This window comes from Enterobacter sp. 940_PEND (genome assembly GCF_001059415.1).
In the GTDB taxonomy this organism is placed as follows: Bacteria; Pseudomonadota; Gammaproteobacteria; order Enterobacterales; family Enterobacteriaceae; genus Enterobacter; species Enterobacter cloacae_M.
Window position 1 is genome coordinate 45,305 of record NZ_JUMS01000123.1, and the last position, 13,629, is coordinate 58,933.

Annotated in this window: 16 protein-coding genes and 1 pseudogene; 1 reads left to right on the top strand and 16 read right to left on the bottom strand. The window is 52.4% G+C overall.

What is annotated here, in order from left to right; genetic code table 11:
- Position 1: 1 nt before the first annotated feature.
- Genes ADJ24_RS17275 through ADJ24_RS17285 form a run of 3 tightly spaced genes read right to left on the bottom strand, consistent with a single transcriptional unit; the run spans position 2 to position 4,574 of the window.
- Positions 2-760 (bottom strand): phage minor tail protein L, encoded by a 759-nt coding sequence (locus tag ADJ24_RS17275; RefSeq protein WP_045407314.1) that lies wholly within the window; start codon positions 758-760, stop codon positions 2-4.
- On the bottom strand, positions 757-1,095 hold the full coding sequence (locus ADJ24_RS17280) for a phage tail protein (RefSeq protein ID WP_000963855.1): 339 nt from the start codon (positions 1,093-1,095) through the stop codon (positions 757-759). Before ADJ24_RS17280 ends, ADJ24_RS17275 begins: the two co-directional genes overlap by 4 nt.
- Before the next feature lie 2 nt (positions 1,096-1,097).
- Entirely contained in the window at positions 1,098-4,574 is a 3,477-nt protein-coding gene (locus ADJ24_RS17285) for a phage tail tape measure protein (RefSeq protein WP_048703087.1), read from the bottom strand.
- Positions 4,575-4,659: 85 nt separating this feature from the next.
- Here ADJ24_RS17285 and ADJ24_RS17290 point away from each other — a divergent pair, with 85 nt between their 5' ends.
- Positions 4,660-5,079, top strand: a complete 420-nt coding sequence (locus ADJ24_RS17290; protein WP_022650855.1) for a hypothetical protein — start codon at positions 4,660-4,662, stop codon at positions 5,077-5,079.
- A gap of 20 nt (positions 5,080-5,099) precedes the next feature.
- Here ADJ24_RS17290 and ADJ24_RS17295 read toward each other — a convergent pair whose 3' ends face one another.
- The 13 genes and pseudogenes from ADJ24_RS17295 to ADJ24_RS17355 all read right to left on the bottom strand — a co-directional run bounded on the left by ADJ24_RS17295 (position 5,100) and on the right by ADJ24_RS17355 (position 13,570).
- On the bottom strand, positions 5,100-5,378 hold the full coding sequence (locus ADJ24_RS17295; RefSeq protein WP_048703091.1) for a phage tail assembly protein T: 279 nt from the start codon (positions 5,376-5,378) through the stop codon (positions 5,100-5,102).
- Positions 5,379-5,386: 8 nt separating this feature from the next.
- Complete coding sequence (locus ADJ24_RS17300) at positions 5,387-5,770, bottom strand: phage tail assembly chaperone (protein ID WP_022650853.1); 384 nt, start codon at positions 5,768-5,770, stop codon at positions 5,387-5,389.
- A gap of 32 nt (positions 5,771-5,802) precedes the next feature.
- Positions 5,803-6,222 (bottom strand): annotated as a pseudogene (locus tag ADJ24_RS17305) (phage tail tube protein); the annotation flags it as partial.
- A 59-nt stretch (positions 6,223-6,281) separates the two neighbouring features.
- Positions 6,282-6,629 carry a tail completion protein gp17 gene (gp17, locus tag ADJ24_RS17310; RefSeq protein ID WP_048703095.1) on the bottom strand — a complete coding sequence of 116 codons (348 nt, stop codon included), beginning with the start codon at positions 6,627-6,629 and terminating at the stop codon, positions 6,282-6,284.
- Positions 6,626-7,075 carry an HK97-gp10 family putative phage morphogenesis protein gene (locus tag ADJ24_RS17315; protein ID WP_048703098.1) on the bottom strand — a complete coding sequence of 150 codons (450 nt, stop codon included), beginning with the start codon at positions 7,073-7,075 and terminating at the stop codon, positions 6,626-6,628. The genes gp17 and ADJ24_RS17315 overlap by 4 nt, the downstream gene beginning before the upstream one ends.
- Positions 7,072-7,410, bottom strand: coding sequence for a phage head closure protein (locus tag ADJ24_RS17320; RefSeq protein WP_048703101.1), 339 nt, complete (start codon positions 7,408-7,410; stop codon positions 7,072-7,074). Before ADJ24_RS17320 ends, ADJ24_RS17315 begins: the two co-directional genes overlap by 4 nt.
- 9 nt (positions 7,411-7,419) lie before the next feature.
- The gene (locus ADJ24_RS17325; RefSeq protein ID WP_048703104.1) at positions 7,420-7,746 is read right to left on the bottom strand and encodes a head-tail connector protein; all 327 of its coding nucleotides are present in this window, start codon (positions 7,744-7,746) and stop codon (positions 7,420-7,422) included.
- The gene (locus ADJ24_RS17330; RefSeq protein ID WP_048703108.1) at positions 7,746-7,934 is read right to left on the bottom strand and encodes a hypothetical protein; all 189 of its coding nucleotides are present in this window, start codon (positions 7,932-7,934) and stop codon (positions 7,746-7,748) included. Before ADJ24_RS17330 ends, ADJ24_RS17325 begins: the two co-directional genes overlap by 1 nt.
- 39 nt (positions 7,935-7,973) lie before the next feature.
- Entirely contained in the window at positions 7,974-9,185 is a 1,212-nt protein-coding gene (locus tag ADJ24_RS17335) for a phage major capsid protein (RefSeq protein ID WP_048703110.1), read from the bottom strand.
- Positions 9,186-9,194: 9 nt separating this feature from the next.
- Complete coding sequence (locus ADJ24_RS17340) at positions 9,195-10,043, bottom strand: head maturation protease, ClpP-related (protein WP_048703113.1); 849 nt, start codon at positions 10,041-10,043, stop codon at positions 9,195-9,197.
- A gap of 13 nt (positions 10,044-10,056) precedes the next feature.
- A complete protein-coding gene (locus ADJ24_RS17345; protein WP_048703116.1) occupies positions 10,057-11,361 on the bottom strand; it encodes a phage portal protein in 1,305 nt (434 codons plus the stop codon).
- Entirely contained in the window at positions 11,361-13,097 is a 1,737-nt protein-coding gene (locus tag ADJ24_RS17350) for a terminase large subunit (protein ID WP_048703120.1), read from the bottom strand. The genes ADJ24_RS17345 and ADJ24_RS17350 overlap by 1 nt, the downstream gene beginning before the upstream one ends.
- The gene (locus tag ADJ24_RS17355) at positions 13,097-13,570 is read right to left on the bottom strand and encodes a phage terminase small subunit P27 family (RefSeq protein WP_048703122.1); all 474 of its coding nucleotides are present in this window, start codon (positions 13,568-13,570) and stop codon (positions 13,097-13,099) included. Before ADJ24_RS17355 ends, ADJ24_RS17350 begins: the two co-directional genes overlap by 1 nt.
- Positions 13,571-13,629: the final 59 nt, after the last annotated feature.

The window sequence follows — 13,629 nt, forward strand, 5'->3', positions numbered from 1 at the left end:
ATCAACTCCTGATCAAAGACGTGCCCGGGAAGCCACCAAACGAGAGTTCGTTATTTTCGCCGAATCGGAGTTTGCAGGCCGTCAGCGTGCCATTGCATTCATCCAGCGACGGATCGCTTACCGGGTTGTTGTTTTTATCGAAATAGCGGGTGCCGGCATAGTCGCAGCCGTCGCCGGTACGATATTTATTCCGGATGCACCAGGTACACAGGGAATGAAGCTGTCGCGTCGGGATCATTTGCCCCTGCAGGTCCATCGGGCTGGACAGAACAAATTCAACGGTTTCACCGGCAAGCTCGCCAGTTTTCCCGTCGATATACCAGACCTGCAGCTTTTCCTGAGTCGGGTCTGCTGTGGGGTTGCCGTCCGCGAAATTTCTGGCATCGAGATATTTCTCTTTTGTGTCGTGAATAGTGACTTTCGCCTGCAGCAGATCGTCATACGCAAGACACAGGGCAGAAATAGAGCTTTCGATGTTCGCAACCGTCAGTGATGGCGTTGCATTGCTCCCACTGGTTGATTTTTCCAGGCCTTCCAGCTGATACGGCCAGGCGGCGTATTCATTTCCCTGCCACCAGATTGGTTTCGCCGGAAGCTTGGACTCATCCCCACCAGCGGCGATGATTTCCGCTTCTGTGTGGGGAATGCTGTAATTGTGAAAGCGGAGAACGTCCGTTAGCCCAAAGGAAGAACCGTCCACCTCAATCAGACGAACATCGTTTCCGGATTCCAGCTTCTGATAATCTGCGTTTAAGCTCATGGTTTAAATGCCTGGATGAATGTTGCTTCAAGGTTGAATTTCCCCGCGCCAAGCCCGGTGGGTTTATACGTTTCGCAACGATACAAACCCAAAGGTTCGAGCGGTGGCTTCCATTGAAAGGCTTTCGTTCCTTCATGCCTGTCGAGAAAAGATTTAATGGCAGAAATGTAGGTTTCGTTGCCAGTGAAGTTAAGCGTCCACTGCTGAGTTCTGGTGTTCAATCCATCCCCTGAAACCTGCTCATATCCATCGCCAAATTGGGCTTTCCTGACGCGGAAACTTGTATCAGCCTCAGCGTTAATTCGTGGGCACCAGGTGAAAGTTTCAATGGCCATAATTATCGGGTTCCTTTCATTGCGTTCCAGATGTCGCCGCCGGGACGAATGTCACGCATCACATTCTGCTTATAACGTCGATCAACAAATTCCCCGACCTCGGCACCAAATTGCTCAAGGCCTGGCGAGGCCTGAGTTTGAGTGTTGCCGTTACCATCGATGGTGATATAAACCTGTGGCGCCGACGATACGGACTGACCTCCGCCACCTCCGACCGCACGAACGCCGAGAGAACCATCAGCGGCGCGCGTAAGCGGCATAATGGCTTCCGGACCAGCCTCGGCAAAAACCCCTGCGCCTTTGGCAAAAGCAAACAGCTGAGGCGTCTGGAAAACGCCATTGCTGTAAGCGCTCAGGGACGGAGAGTCGTAAACATTACCCTTCGCATTAAAGGTAAAGTTCGCGCCAGCATTCTGAATAGCGGTACCGCTGCTGGCGGTAGCGGCAGACGAGGCACCAAAACTGAACAGGGAGCCAATTGAACTGACGCCGTTAGCAACAGCCATATTGACCAGAACGTTCTGGATAATCTTCAGCACGCTGACGCCCCAGTCCTTCCAACTGTCAACGTTGCCATTGAGCATGTCGGTAATCGTGGTGACAGCGCCCCCCATAGCCTGCTTCATGCCGTCAGCAGCCATGGAAGAATAATCCGTAGCTTCGTCCACCCAGTTCGCATAACCTTCTGACAACCCCGTCATCCAGTCGTCACGCTGCGCATCAGAAGCTGAGTAATATCCCTCCTGGTCGCGCAGGCGCTCTTCGAGATAGCGCTTATTGAGTGCCAGCCCCTGCTGATAGAACGTCTCGTCGATTTCACCAGCCTGGCGCTGGCGAAGAAGATCGGTATTCTTCTGCTCAAACTCCTTACGCAGGTTGAACTGCTCCTGAAGTCTTTCCCGGAACCGGGTACCCTGCCCGTAACCCAGCAGTTGCGCTTCATTAGCTGCGCGGGCGCTGGCGTTACTGTCAGCAAGGTTGGCTTCGTAATTTCGCAGTTGCTCACGCAATTTAACCTGGTCAATCAGCGCAGCATTTTGCAATACCGTCTTCTTCTGGGCTTCTGTCAGAGAAGCAAGTTCGCCCTGGCTGACCTGGTATTTAACCTTCGCCAGTTCAGTATTCTGACCTTGCAGGGCGATCTGCTCTTTTTGCTGCTTGATAAGGCGCTTATAAACATCCTCTGTTTTCTCTCCTTCGGTTTTACCGCCCTTCGCCTTGGGTTTGTTGGCCTCATTATTCCGCCATTCAGCCAGGCCGTTATTAATCAACTCCTGACGTCCAGTCTGGAATTGTGGATCACTGGTTAACCCCAGGTCATCGGCTGCATAACTCAGCCGCAGGCGCTCTTTGGCCTCCCCCTTCAGGCGTGACAACTCCAGATCCCGGCGGCTCTTTTCGATGGCATCGGTTTGCTTTTTGTCGAGGTCTGCCTGCGGAAGCCTGAGCGGGACGTTAGCCAGTCCCTGACGCGCCATAAGGAGTTGATTGCCTAACCCAAGAAGTTTATTAAATTCAGTATGCTGCCCATTCATCATAATCAGTGACTGATATACAGCATTCTGACGCCAGGCTTGCTCACGTATCAAATCGTTACGACGCCGCTCTATTTCTTCGAGGGCCTGCTGAATTCCGCGAGACTTATCTCGCATATCATTCAATTTCCCCTCTTCAACCGCGAGTTGATCAGTAACAATCGCGATAGCCCTTAAAATATTGGCATCGTTCTCGCTGGTAATGCCCGGCTTACCACGGGAGGCATTAAGATCGTCAATTTGAGACTTCAGGTCACCAACCTTCCTTGCTTGCTCATCAATCAGACGATTTTGCTCGACAAGGGCTCCAACAGTCCTGCCACGGTTGTCATCCGTTTCCGATAGGGACATGCGAGATGTTTTCTCTCTAATATCGTCAATTTGACTGGCATACTCCTGTGCAGAACGACGAGCCTGCTCCTGATTCTGATACATCGCATACCAGGCGCCTGCTCCCAGCATCACCAGACCAGGCACGCCGCCAATCAGGCCAAGCGCACCACTCATCAGCCGAGTACCGACAGATGTTACGCTATTGAGATTGCTCTGAGTCGAGACGCGGTTTGCAAGGTTCCGGCTTAAGGAAGCCTGTGTCGCGGACAAGCGCCTTTCTGCAACAGCCTGGGCATCAGCGTTTTTAGCTGCCACCAGCCCTGCCTGTGCACGTTCAAGCGCAGTCCTGGCCCTGACTTTTTCCGTAGCGGTGCCAGTTGCAAGAGCAGTAGTCAGCCTGGCTTGAGCTGCTGTAACCTTTGCTTCCGCTGCCGCAATTTTCTCTTGCTGAGCAGCTTGGACATCTGCACTTCGTGAACGCTGAACAGCTTGCTGGGCTCGATAAACTTCAGCCCTTGAAGCTGCAACAGCAGACTGAGCCGCTTTATCCTGCGCAACAGCAAGTGCTACCTCTGATTTCGCTGCTGAAATTAGTGCACCTGTTGCACTCGTGGCGCTGGTTACAACTCCGCTGAGATATCTTGCCAGCCCAACGCCAACAAGCGCCCCTGCTACTGTTGTTATTGTGGACATGTTGTCAGCAACGTCATTCAAGGCACCACTAACAGCTGAAGAAGTGAACGCATCCAGAGTTTGAGCTAAACTATCCAGCCCGCCAGACAAACCTGCCGTTGCGCCGGTAGCCTGATCAATACCGCCAACCCATTGCATGAATGAGTTAGTAACCTTCTGCAAGGAACCAGAAACCGTTTGTGGTAAGCTTTTGAACTCATCTTGCAAATTATCTAACTGGCCTACCAATGCTGGAACAACCTTATCAATCGTAAGTTGCCCCTGGTCAGCCATGCTCTTAAGGTCTTTGCGGGCCACGCCCATTCCGGCGGCAAGTGCGCGAATAACGCGATCACCGGATTCGTTAACAGCGTTAAACTCCTCACCACGAAGAACGCCCTGTGCCAGAGCCTGGCTGAATTGAGTGATAACAGAACTCGCTTCCTGGGTGTTAGCCCCAGAAAGTTTGAGGCCGGTAGAAACAGCCTCGGTAATTTTCAGAACTTCATCAGAGCTATACCCGTATTCACGCATTGAAGCAGCTGCGCGGGAAAAAAGGTTTGCGTTATCTAAAAACGCGGTGCCGGTCCTTTGGCTTATCTCCATTAACTGACGCTGAGAAGCAGCAAAATCGTCAGCAGAAGATGATGCCTGCTTGAGTCGTGCATTTACGGAGTTCCACTCATCAGCAATCTGAACAATTTTCCCGGTAGCAAACGCTGCGCTAGCAGCCGCGGCGGCTTTCCCTGCTGATGCAAATCCAGCGGTCAGATCAGATAATGCCCTTTCGCTCTCTCTGGCAGCCGCGGCGGCCTGACGACCACCATTTTGCATGGTACGGTAATAGTCCGCACCCATTCGTGAGGCGCGAGCAATCTCACTCTGGAAAGACTGAGAGTTCGCGGAGATTTTAATTATTAGTTCGCGTAGAGCCGCCATCTCTTGTACCTTAATAATGAAAATAGAATAGCCACTCGGACTAACACCTCAGAGGCTTAGCTTTTTTTTGCACATGGAGACATATATGTTGAGCTTGAACTTTGAAGTTCCCGGCAACCCGGATGACTACTACGAAGTTAGGGAAAAGGAAGATGGAACGCTTTCCTATAAACCTAACCGCTTAAAAATAAGAGGGTTAGCAAAAACTCAGTGTGATTATTTTGATTATATATCCTCTTTAGGTGAGAATATTCATATAGCCACACTTGAGAGCAATGATGTCATTAACGATTTTTTTGAAAATGAGCCGGAAGAGGCTCAAGTTTGTATTTACAATACTCTTTCCGAAGAATTTAACGCTATTACTGATACAATCTTAGATGAAACTTCAGAATTGAATGCGCAGGCGCAGCAGACAGAAAATGTGGCAGAGAACATAGGTAAAGTTATAGGGGCTATAGTTCTTATAGGCTTTATAGTTTTTATATTATCGCAAATAAACTAAGTTACGGGCGGTTTACCGCCCTAATTTGATGCAGCCATTAACGCAGCCTCAAGCCCAGCAAACGGGTCTTTTGGTGCTGATTGCTCGTCACCCCCCCAGCGCAGGATCGCATCGTCCAGTGGCACTTTTACCCCATGTGCGCCGTACAGGGCAGAGACAATCTGGGCGGCCTGAATGTCACCGCGAATATCGCCAACCGGACTTTGCCTGTCGAACTCAATCCACATCAGAAGCTCGCTTGCCGTCATGTTCTGCCGAAGTTCTGATAGCGTGCGCCCCATCCGGAGCGCAAGCGACATCAGAAACTTTACGCCGGGGGTTGAGACTTTTCCCGCGCTTCGTCCGCGTTGTTAATCAGGTCAAGCGCCTGTTTGAGCAGGCGTGAGTGTACGGGTCCGTAAATTTCACGCACCTGCTCTTCTTCGTCAACGCTGAATACCGGTTGCTTATCGGTATCGCACAGGACGTCAATGAAGAGCACCACGTCAGCGCAAAGATTACGGTGCGCCTTTTCCGATACCGACACATTTTCATCGTCGGCTCCCGCTTTCACCACTTCCTGCCAGCGCAGCCAGGCTTCACCTGACGGCTCACGGAGAACCACTTTGACGCCTTCCCACTCAGGAACGGCGACCGACTTATGACGAAAGCCCGACATCTTAGCCAGGGCGAGGTTTTTAATATTTTTCATGCAACCCCTCATGAACCAGATTCGATGTTTTCAGGCTTACCCTTCAGGCGCAGGGAGAACGTTGCCGCCACTACGCCGTTGGTACCGGAAGACCATGTGTGCTGGCGGATTTCAGCCAGGAACTTAAAGCCTTTGCCCGACGGGAAAATGACCTGGAAAGCGTAGGTCGTATCGTTGTCATACGCATCGCGCAAGGCGTCCTGCGCCGGGTTCTTGTAAAAGTTACCGGACAGAGAGATTTCTGACGGAGAAGGCAGACCGTTGATATTCTCCTGCTCGGTAGAGCAAAGCGTTGTTACGTCGATATCCTGCTTCTGACCACCGGTGAACTGAATTTCTTTGATGGTGCAACTCAGATCGAGGAAGGTTGCAGAGTCCATCGTTTCTTTGGTGGCTGGCGCAGAGGAAATAAGGATCTTCGTCAGCTGCGATTTTTCATAAAGTGCAGACATAGCTGTCTCCTGGAAAAAGAAAACCCGCCATCAGGCGGGTTCGTTGGGTGAATTAATTGTCAGGGGGTAACTTTAAAATCCAGGGTGGCACGGTAGAGCCGATAATCTGGCTCGTACCCGGGGATTTTTACCACCTCTGTAGGGGTTAACGGCTCAAGCGAAGAGAGCACCAAATCTCTCAGGGTGCGTGATTCAGTGATCGTAGTGGAATACACATCTACCTGAATGGAAACCCTGCTCTCTGCCTGGCCACACAGCACGTCAGCGGAAACATCATCGACGATGGAAAAGATAATCCAGGGTGGAGAGACAGACGGTTTCCCGTCACTACCTAATGGCGCAACATAGGGGTATACCCGTCCATCTGCCAGGGTAGAAAGCAAGGCGTAGATATTATCTTCATTCACTTGCTCAGTACCTCATCAATAGCCTGATTCATCCTGGCAATGGCGACGCTGGCGGCCTCTTCCTCGCGCGTATCGTAAGCGGGTCGCACAAAAGGATGCGCAGGCATGTTCGCAGTGCCAAGCTCCACAAAGCGCCAGTAAAAGGCGTTTCTCGGGTTATTCGCCTTCATCGTGTTATCGCTGTTCCCGGTGCGCGGGTTAACACCACGAATATGGACGCCGGAAGAAATTTCCCCGCGGCGACGGCTTTTTTGGGTCACCACCACCACGTTTTTTTTCAGTTTCCCGGTACGCACCGGAGCGCGGGCGATCACTTCTTCCTTAAGCACTTCGGCACCGGCGCGCGTGGCATCACGCATAACCTTGTTGTTTTCGGCACGGCTAAGCGCCTCCAGATCCTTTGCGATGTCATTTAATCCGGAAAAATCGAGGCTCGTCTCAATCATTTTTCGGTCCCCTGTTTGCAAAGAATTTCGAGCTGAACACCACGAGAATCAGGGATAGGCGGACCAATAATATTCAAAATGGCCCCCTTGAACGGGCCAGTCATAACCCTGAGTCTGGACGCAGCAGTTATATCGCTACGAAATCGTGTCCATACCCTGATAGTGGCGACTGCGGTTTCAGCACCAGCGGCTACCAGCTCGCGGCCACTAATGCCCTTTACTTCTGCCCAGGTTTCTGCGCCGTCATGCCATGCTTCAACAGGCTGGCCAGAAGGATCTCTGGATGTTGTGAGGTTCTGAACCACCAACCTGTCTCTCAGTCTTCCGGCCTGCATAAAGTCCTCCTATACCCCGTAAATTCGGTATGGCTGCAGCAAGGCTTCAACTGCAAACGGGACCTCTGCAACAGTCTGACCGACGGAAACTGATTCTCTGTTGGCATACCAGTGACCTATCAGCAATAACATGGCCGCTTTAACATCATCATTCAGTAGAATCGGGTCCGGATCATCTGCGTAGCCAGGGGAGCTCTGGTTTTCATAGAGCGTTCGCCTTGTCCATGTCTGGACGTAACGCGCAGCCGCACCGGTGTATAAAGTCAGCAGGGCGTCATCACCGGTAAAGTCGCTATCAATGCGGCAGTGCTGTTTCACCACATCAAGATCGACCATTATTTTTTCGCCTTCTTGTCCGCTTTCACTTCCGGCTGTTCCTGCTCTGCAGGATTTTCTGATTCATCGAGCATCGCATAGCCTTTTTTGATGAGCTCGCGACCGTGCTGTTCCAGAGTTTCCAGCGGAAGCCCATCAGTAACGACGGTACCGCCGAAATAAATCGGTTTAAGTGCAATCAGTTTCATTTTCCCACCTGTAAAAGCGGCCCGAAGGCCGCTATTTCATCAGCTACCAGCGCCAGTGCGGAATGCACCGTATACAAATGCCTCAGGGCGTTTGACGGCCAGCGCCAGACGTTCCTCGCAACGGATGGTGATCATGTTTTTCTCGAAGTCGTCGGCGTTCTCCGTGGAGATCACCACGTTCGCATCTTCGCGGTCGAAGATTTGCGCGCCAGCGTTGAATGCACCGGTCAGGAATTTACCCTGGAAGGCTGCCGCTTCCGTTGCAACAACCGGCAGACCCCACAGAGTCGGGCCAGTCAGTGCCGCCGGGTTAGCCAGGATGTAACGGCCCAGGCTGTCTTTTGTCAGCTCGATCCGCGCCCAGTCAATGAAGTGAAGAACATGACCGGATGCCGGGAAGCGCGCCAGCTGCGCCTGCAACATTGCCAGACGCAGATCATCAATCCCGCTCTGTTGTTCGACAGTGAACGCTGGATTAAACGCCGACGCCTGAGGAACGATGCCATGCAGATGAACGCCGGTACCATCACCAAAGAGAATTTCCTGCTCTTCTGCATACTTCAGCCCGTACCGCATTTCGGCATCAACGGTGGACTGCAACTGTGCGAAGTCATCCAGGATCTGCTTTGAGGCTTTGAACAGGTGGGCGATAGTACTGACGCCAGTGATTTTCGGCGTGAACTCAATTTCGCTGTATGGTTTCTGCGTGTTTTCAGGAACCACTTTCGCGTTATTGGTAAAGCCCGTCTGCTGCACCCAGAAGATAGCAGAGGAGGAAGTGCGACCAGGCGCAATCAGATCGCGGATAAACAGGCGCTGTTTCGGTGCCGTATCAATACCCGGCAGGCGTTGTGGCTCCACAACACCATCAGGCACATCCACCGAAGTCAGGGCAGCCTTCACCGGGATGCTGATACGTTTGCCACCTTCAACACTGGCAGCAAAGGTTTTCAGCGCCTCAGCAGAGATCACCTGCTGGCCGATTGACTCCACAACATGCTTCGCGTTTGCCAGCGGCATCTGGGCAACATGTTGCTCCAGTTCGCCCATTGCGGCCTTCAGGGTTTTTTCAGCTTCACGCAGCGCATTGAACTCAGAAGCCATTTTATCAACGGCAGCTTTTGTTTCTTCTGACAGCCTGCCTGACTTCTGCGCCTCTTTGAGTGCGTCTTCTGCTTTCGCGTTGAACTTGCCGGTTGCTTCTTCAATGCTGGCAGTGACTTTTTTCAGAATATCGTTTACTTCAGACATAAAGGGTCCTTATTTGACTAACGCCGCCAGGGCGCTTTCAAGTGAATTGATGGTTTCAGGTTTGATGTCTTCGGCAGCGCCCGGCGTACCGTCGTTGGTGGTGACAGCGCCAGGCATGCCACCGGATAAGGCTTTAATGAGTTTTCTGCGCTCAGAGCGCGGGGTGTTGGTCTTGGCCAGCAATGCATCAAGTTTGCGAAGCGCAGCAGCAGGCGATTCGTCGCCGTCGCTGACCGCATCAGCAGAAAGCAGGCTGTCTGCCAGTCCCTTCGCCACAGCATCACTGCCACCGATATAGCTTTCCACGTCCATCAGCTTCTGCACGGCGGCCATATCAAGGCCGGAGCGCGCCGCGTAGATATCAGCCATAGCGGTATCGAAGGGTTCCAGTGACTGTGCCAGTTCAGCAAAATCATGGCGGTTACCCATCGCGTAGACCCAGCAGTTGTGGATCATCAGGAAGGCACCACGACCGATCTGAATATCATCCCCGGCCATCGCAATGACCGAGGCGGCGCTGGCGGCAATACCGAGCACCTTCACCGTCACACGGCCTTCGTATTCACGCAGAAGGTTGTAGATTGCCAGGCCTTCGAACATGTCACCGCCAGGGGAGTTAATATTGACCGTGACGTCGGCGCCATTCATAGCCCGAAGCGCACCGGCAATACGTTTAGCTGTTACCCCTTCGCCCCAGTAGTCCTGCCCGATAACATCGAAAACAGAAATGCTGTTATCGTCGGTGGACGCCGCTTTGATCCCGCCGTCCCAGCGGTCCAGTGCGGACGGTAATGTTTCACAGGTAACGCGCGCGCAGGGGCGACCCGCCGGTGCTACCGGAAGTTGTTTTTTGCTCATCAGGAAAGTGCTCCTAAGCGGCCTGTTTCAGCGGAGATTGTTCAAAGGAAATATCGGGGAATACGTGGTTATGCAGCTCTCGCAGGGCCAGTGCCTGAACAGCAGGGTTGCTGCTTTCGAGATTTTTCAGTTGCGTCAGGTTGAGCTGAACGGTGTAAATATCGCCCCCTTCAATTGGCGGCATGTTCTCAAGACGACGAACGTCATTTCGAGACATCCAGCCATTCTGAAGCGCGCTGGTATAGTATGCTGCGCGACCTGCGCTGTCAGCGCGCAGCAGTCCTTCAACGGAGAACTCTGCAAACACTTCGTCATCGCTGTCGAGTAAACACCGCCCGATTTCTTGCTCAATATTCACCAGCAGCGGTCGAAGAGTATGAGTCAGGAACTGCAGGTTCATGCCCTCAAGGCTGGATGCCCAGCTGCTTTGTTTCGTGGTGTGGCCAACCATGAAAGGAGGCACGCGAAACCAGCGGCAGATTTCCTCAATACTGAAAGATCGGCTTTCCAGCATCTGGGCGTCTTCGGGATTCATGGTAACGCCCTGGTACTTCAGCCCTCCCTCCAGCACCATTATTTTTCCGGCATTCTTTGAGCCGGTGAACTTTGCCATGTACTCCCGGAGCCTTTCCCTCTGCTCATCGCTTAATGCTTGTTCCGCTGTCAGGAAGCCAGAACTTTGTAATCCTTGCTCGAATATTTTTGCCGCAGACTCTTCTACCGCCATTGCAGAACCGATCACATCCCGGCCAGTCTTCATCGGCATCATGCCGCAAACGCCATCCAGACCGAACCCGCGAATGTGCATGATGTTTTTGACGGGAATGACGCGCTCGTTACCGTTTTCAGTGTATTTGTATTCCAGCGCCCCGGTCACGAGACGTTTAACCACCATGTTCTGCGGCAGTAAAGGCACCAGCGAAACCAGGCGGTTTGCGATGAATTTCTTCTCAATGAAGGCGTTCCCGCGCAGGCAAATACTGGCGACCACCATCAACATAAAGCGTGATGGTGTCATTTCTGAATTGGGGCGGCGGCACAGTATCGAATAGGCCGGATGATCGGTTGCCGCTTTACGCGAACCGTCAGGCTGTCGAACGTATATTTTCAGCGGAAGGGTTGAAATAGACTCGCTTAACAGTCTTACGCATGCCCACACAGCCGATAGCTGGATGGCTTTATCGGCCGTTACCACCTTTCCGCTGCTGCTGGTACCAAACCATTCCTCCCAGAACGTGCCGGTAGTCAGGCTGATAGGCACACCAAGCCAGTTAAGCAGAGCACTTTTAACCCTGCCTGGCTGTTTGTTTTTTTTCATCAGAAACCTACCATGATGGGATTATTGAAGAATCCGGAGAGATCCTGCTGGTCGTTGCCACCGTTAACCAGAACGCGGCTCATTGCTGTGAACAATGCCGCCGGGCCGTCAATCTTGGCCTCTGGTGTGGACTTGTTCGGGAAAATGTTTTCGTTCCTGTCGGGTTTGACGGTTACGTTAGACATCATCCAGTTCATTACCGGGTGATCGCTGTGATGGAAACGACCACCGTATACCAGCGCCTCGACCTCTTTCATGGCCTCAGAGAAATTGCGAACCGTCTGCGGTACTTCCACCAGCGGCAATCCTTCTTCTGCCAGCGCAAGGCTGAACTGCGTCGCACTCCACGGATCGAAGCCAATTTCTTTCAGGCTCTCGCCAGCAACCCACGCCTGTAGCTCTTCCTTAATCTGAGCATGGTCGATTACATCCCCATCTGTAAGGATCAGCTTGTCCATCTCGGCCCATTTACGATAAAGCTCTGCCATCTGGCGTGAACATTTCTCAAGGCGTCCTTCCGGTAGCCAGAATTTAAAATCCGCATGAACATGTCCATCCGGTGCGCGCCAGACTTTAGCGGCCGCACAGATATCAATTTTGTTTGACAGGTCAACGCCCACCCAGGAGGGATAGGTTTTAAGCTCGTGCAGCGGGGCGATAAACTCGCATTTTTCCCATTTCATCATGTCCATCCAGGCAGACTCAGCGGTAACCCAGATGTTCATGTGTTTGGTGAAAAAGTTAATCCTGGCCGAAACCTGCTCTTTCGCCTTTTTAGCCAGGCGGCGCAGATCATCCCAGCGCTTACAGATACCCAGCCCCGGATTCGCCTTCTGCCAGACTTTTTCATCAAATGGATCGTCACCTTCATCTAAGGTGTAGATGATGGCAAAAAACGTATCGTCTTTTACCAGCCCGCGCAGAACCTTGATGGCGTAATCACGCAATTCGTAACAGATACCTTCTTTGTTGAAGCCGGCGGTGGTGATACCGAAAAGCAGCGATTGCAGGCGAGCGCCTGTGGCCGTCTCCAGAACGTCCCAGACGTCACGGGTTTTATGAGCATGCAGCTCGTCGACGATGGCACAGTGGATGTTCAGGCCGTCGAGGTTGTTCGCATCTGATGATAAAGGCTCGAATTTGGAGGCCGTTTGCTCCTGGTAGATAGCGAGCTTGTTGAATTCGAAGATCCGCCCAAGAGTGGCTTTCGCCTTCTTGACCATATTTTTCGCGTCTTCAAAAACAATTCGCGCCTGGTCACGGGTGGTTGCAGCGGAATAAACCTCCGCACCACCCTCGCCGTCAGCGCCAGCCATATAGAGCCCAACGCCGGAGCAAAGTGTTGATTTGGCATTTTTACGGGCCACCTCAACATCTGCTGTACGGAAACGCCGAACCATCACCGGCCGACCGCTGCCGTCGTTACGCAGAACGGTTTCCCCCGTCTCTTCGTTAACCAGCGGGATAACAAAACCAAAAATATTAATCAGGATGAAAACATGCCAGTCCATCAGCTCAATAGGCTGGCCTGCCAGGGCGCCTTTTACGTGAGGAACAAAATTATAGAAATTCAGAATGTGCTGCGCGCGTGGCTCACTGAAGAAAATACCGCGCTCTTCGCCGTGTGCCAGATCGTCAAGAAAACGCTGACAGGCAAGGCGCACATACTCACAGGCAATAATTTCCCCCGCCACCACCCTCTCGGCGTAGCGGATGCCTTCTGCAACCTTAGCCATTAATCCCTCGCTTTCATAAACTCGGCCAGCGGATCAACCGCATCAGGACCTTTTGCATTCACTTTAGAGCGGCTGGCTGGCGTCATGCCGAACTCACCGAGCATTGCGCGCAGACGTTTCCAAGCATCAGCTTTCATGACGGCTGCCGGGTGAGCCTTGATCATCACATCCCCGCTCTGCGTTTCGGTCCGGTAGGTGTACCCCTCAATTTCAAGCGTGTCGCAGTGGTGCCGGTATTCGGTATATGCCTCAACCAGCAACTCAAGGGCTCTGGCGTCCAGTTGGGACATCACACCGATAGCATCGAGCTCGTCGGCCATCCGCTTAAACCAGTATTTCCCCTGCTTGTCGAAATGCTTCGGCGTTGGGGGTACCCCTGCAGCTGGCTTTGGTTCGTTTTCATTAATCGGGCGTTTTGATGGGTTACCCCTCACCAAACGTAGATGGGTCGGGGTTTTTGGTGGTCCAGACATAATCGAAAACTCCTATTAATCATCGAGTGGGGGACCCCATAAAAAAGTTTTCTAACCTG

What these genes read in the sequence shown, in the direction of transcription:
- ADJ24_RS17340 (WP_048703113.1), bottom strand. Translation starts at nt 10,043, where the DNA reads ATGAGCAAAAAACAACTTCCGGTAGCACCGGCGGGTCGCCCCTGCGCG.
- ADJ24_RS17285 (WP_048703087.1), bottom strand. Translation starts at nt 4,574, where the DNA reads ATGGCGGCTCTACGCGAACTAATAATTAAAATCTCCGCGAACTCTCAG.
- ADJ24_RS17280 (WP_000963855.1), bottom strand. Translation starts at nt 1,095, where the DNA reads ATGGCCATTGAAACTTTCACCTGGTGCCCACGAATTAACGCTGAGGCT.
- ADJ24_RS17335 (WP_048703110.1), bottom strand. Translation starts at nt 9,185, where the DNA reads ATGTCTGAAGTAAACGATATTCTGAAAAAAGTCACTGCCAGCATTGAA.
- ADJ24_RS17325 (WP_048703104.1), bottom strand. Translation starts at nt 7,746, where the DNA reads ATGGTCGATCTTGATGTGGTGAAACAGCACTGCCGCATTGATAGCGAC.
- ADJ24_RS17330 (WP_048703108.1), bottom strand. Translation starts at nt 7,934, where the DNA reads ATGAAACTGATTGCACTTAAACCGATTTATTTCGGCGGTACCGTCGTT.
- ADJ24_RS17300 (WP_022650853.1), bottom strand. Translation starts at nt 5,770, where the DNA reads ATGAAAAATATTAAAAACCTCGCCCTGGCTAAGATGTCGGGCTTTCGT.
- ADJ24_RS17315 (WP_048703098.1), bottom strand. Translation starts at nt 7,075, where the DNA reads ATGATTGAGACGAGCCTCGATTTTTCCGGATTAAATGACATCGCAAAG.
- ADJ24_RS17290 (WP_022650855.1), top strand. Translation starts at nt 4,660, where the DNA reads ATGTTGAGCTTGAACTTTGAAGTTCCCGGCAACCCGGATGACTACTAC.
- ADJ24_RS17350 (WP_048703120.1), bottom strand. Translation starts at nt 13,097, where the DNA reads ATGGCTAAGGTTGCAGAAGGCATCCGCTACGCCGAGAGGGTGGTGGCG.
- ADJ24_RS17275 (WP_045407314.1), bottom strand. Translation starts at nt 760, where the DNA reads ATGAGCTTAAACGCAGATTATCAGAAGCTGGAATCCGGAAACGATGTT.
- ADJ24_RS17355 (WP_048703122.1), bottom strand. Translation starts at nt 13,570, where the DNA reads ATGTCTGGACCACCAAAAACCCCGACCCATCTACGTTTGGTGAGGGGT.
- ADJ24_RS17295 (WP_048703091.1), bottom strand. Translation starts at nt 5,378, where the DNA reads ATGTCGCTTGCGCTCCGGATGGGGCGCACGCTATCAGAACTTCGGCAG.
- ADJ24_RS17345 (WP_048703116.1), bottom strand. Translation starts at nt 11,361, where the DNA reads ATGAAAAAAAACAAACAGCCAGGCAGGGTTAAAAGTGCTCTGCTTAAC.
- ADJ24_RS17320 (WP_048703101.1), bottom strand. Translation starts at nt 7,410, where the DNA reads ATGCAGGCCGGAAGACTGAGAGACAGGTTGGTGGTTCAGAACCTCACA.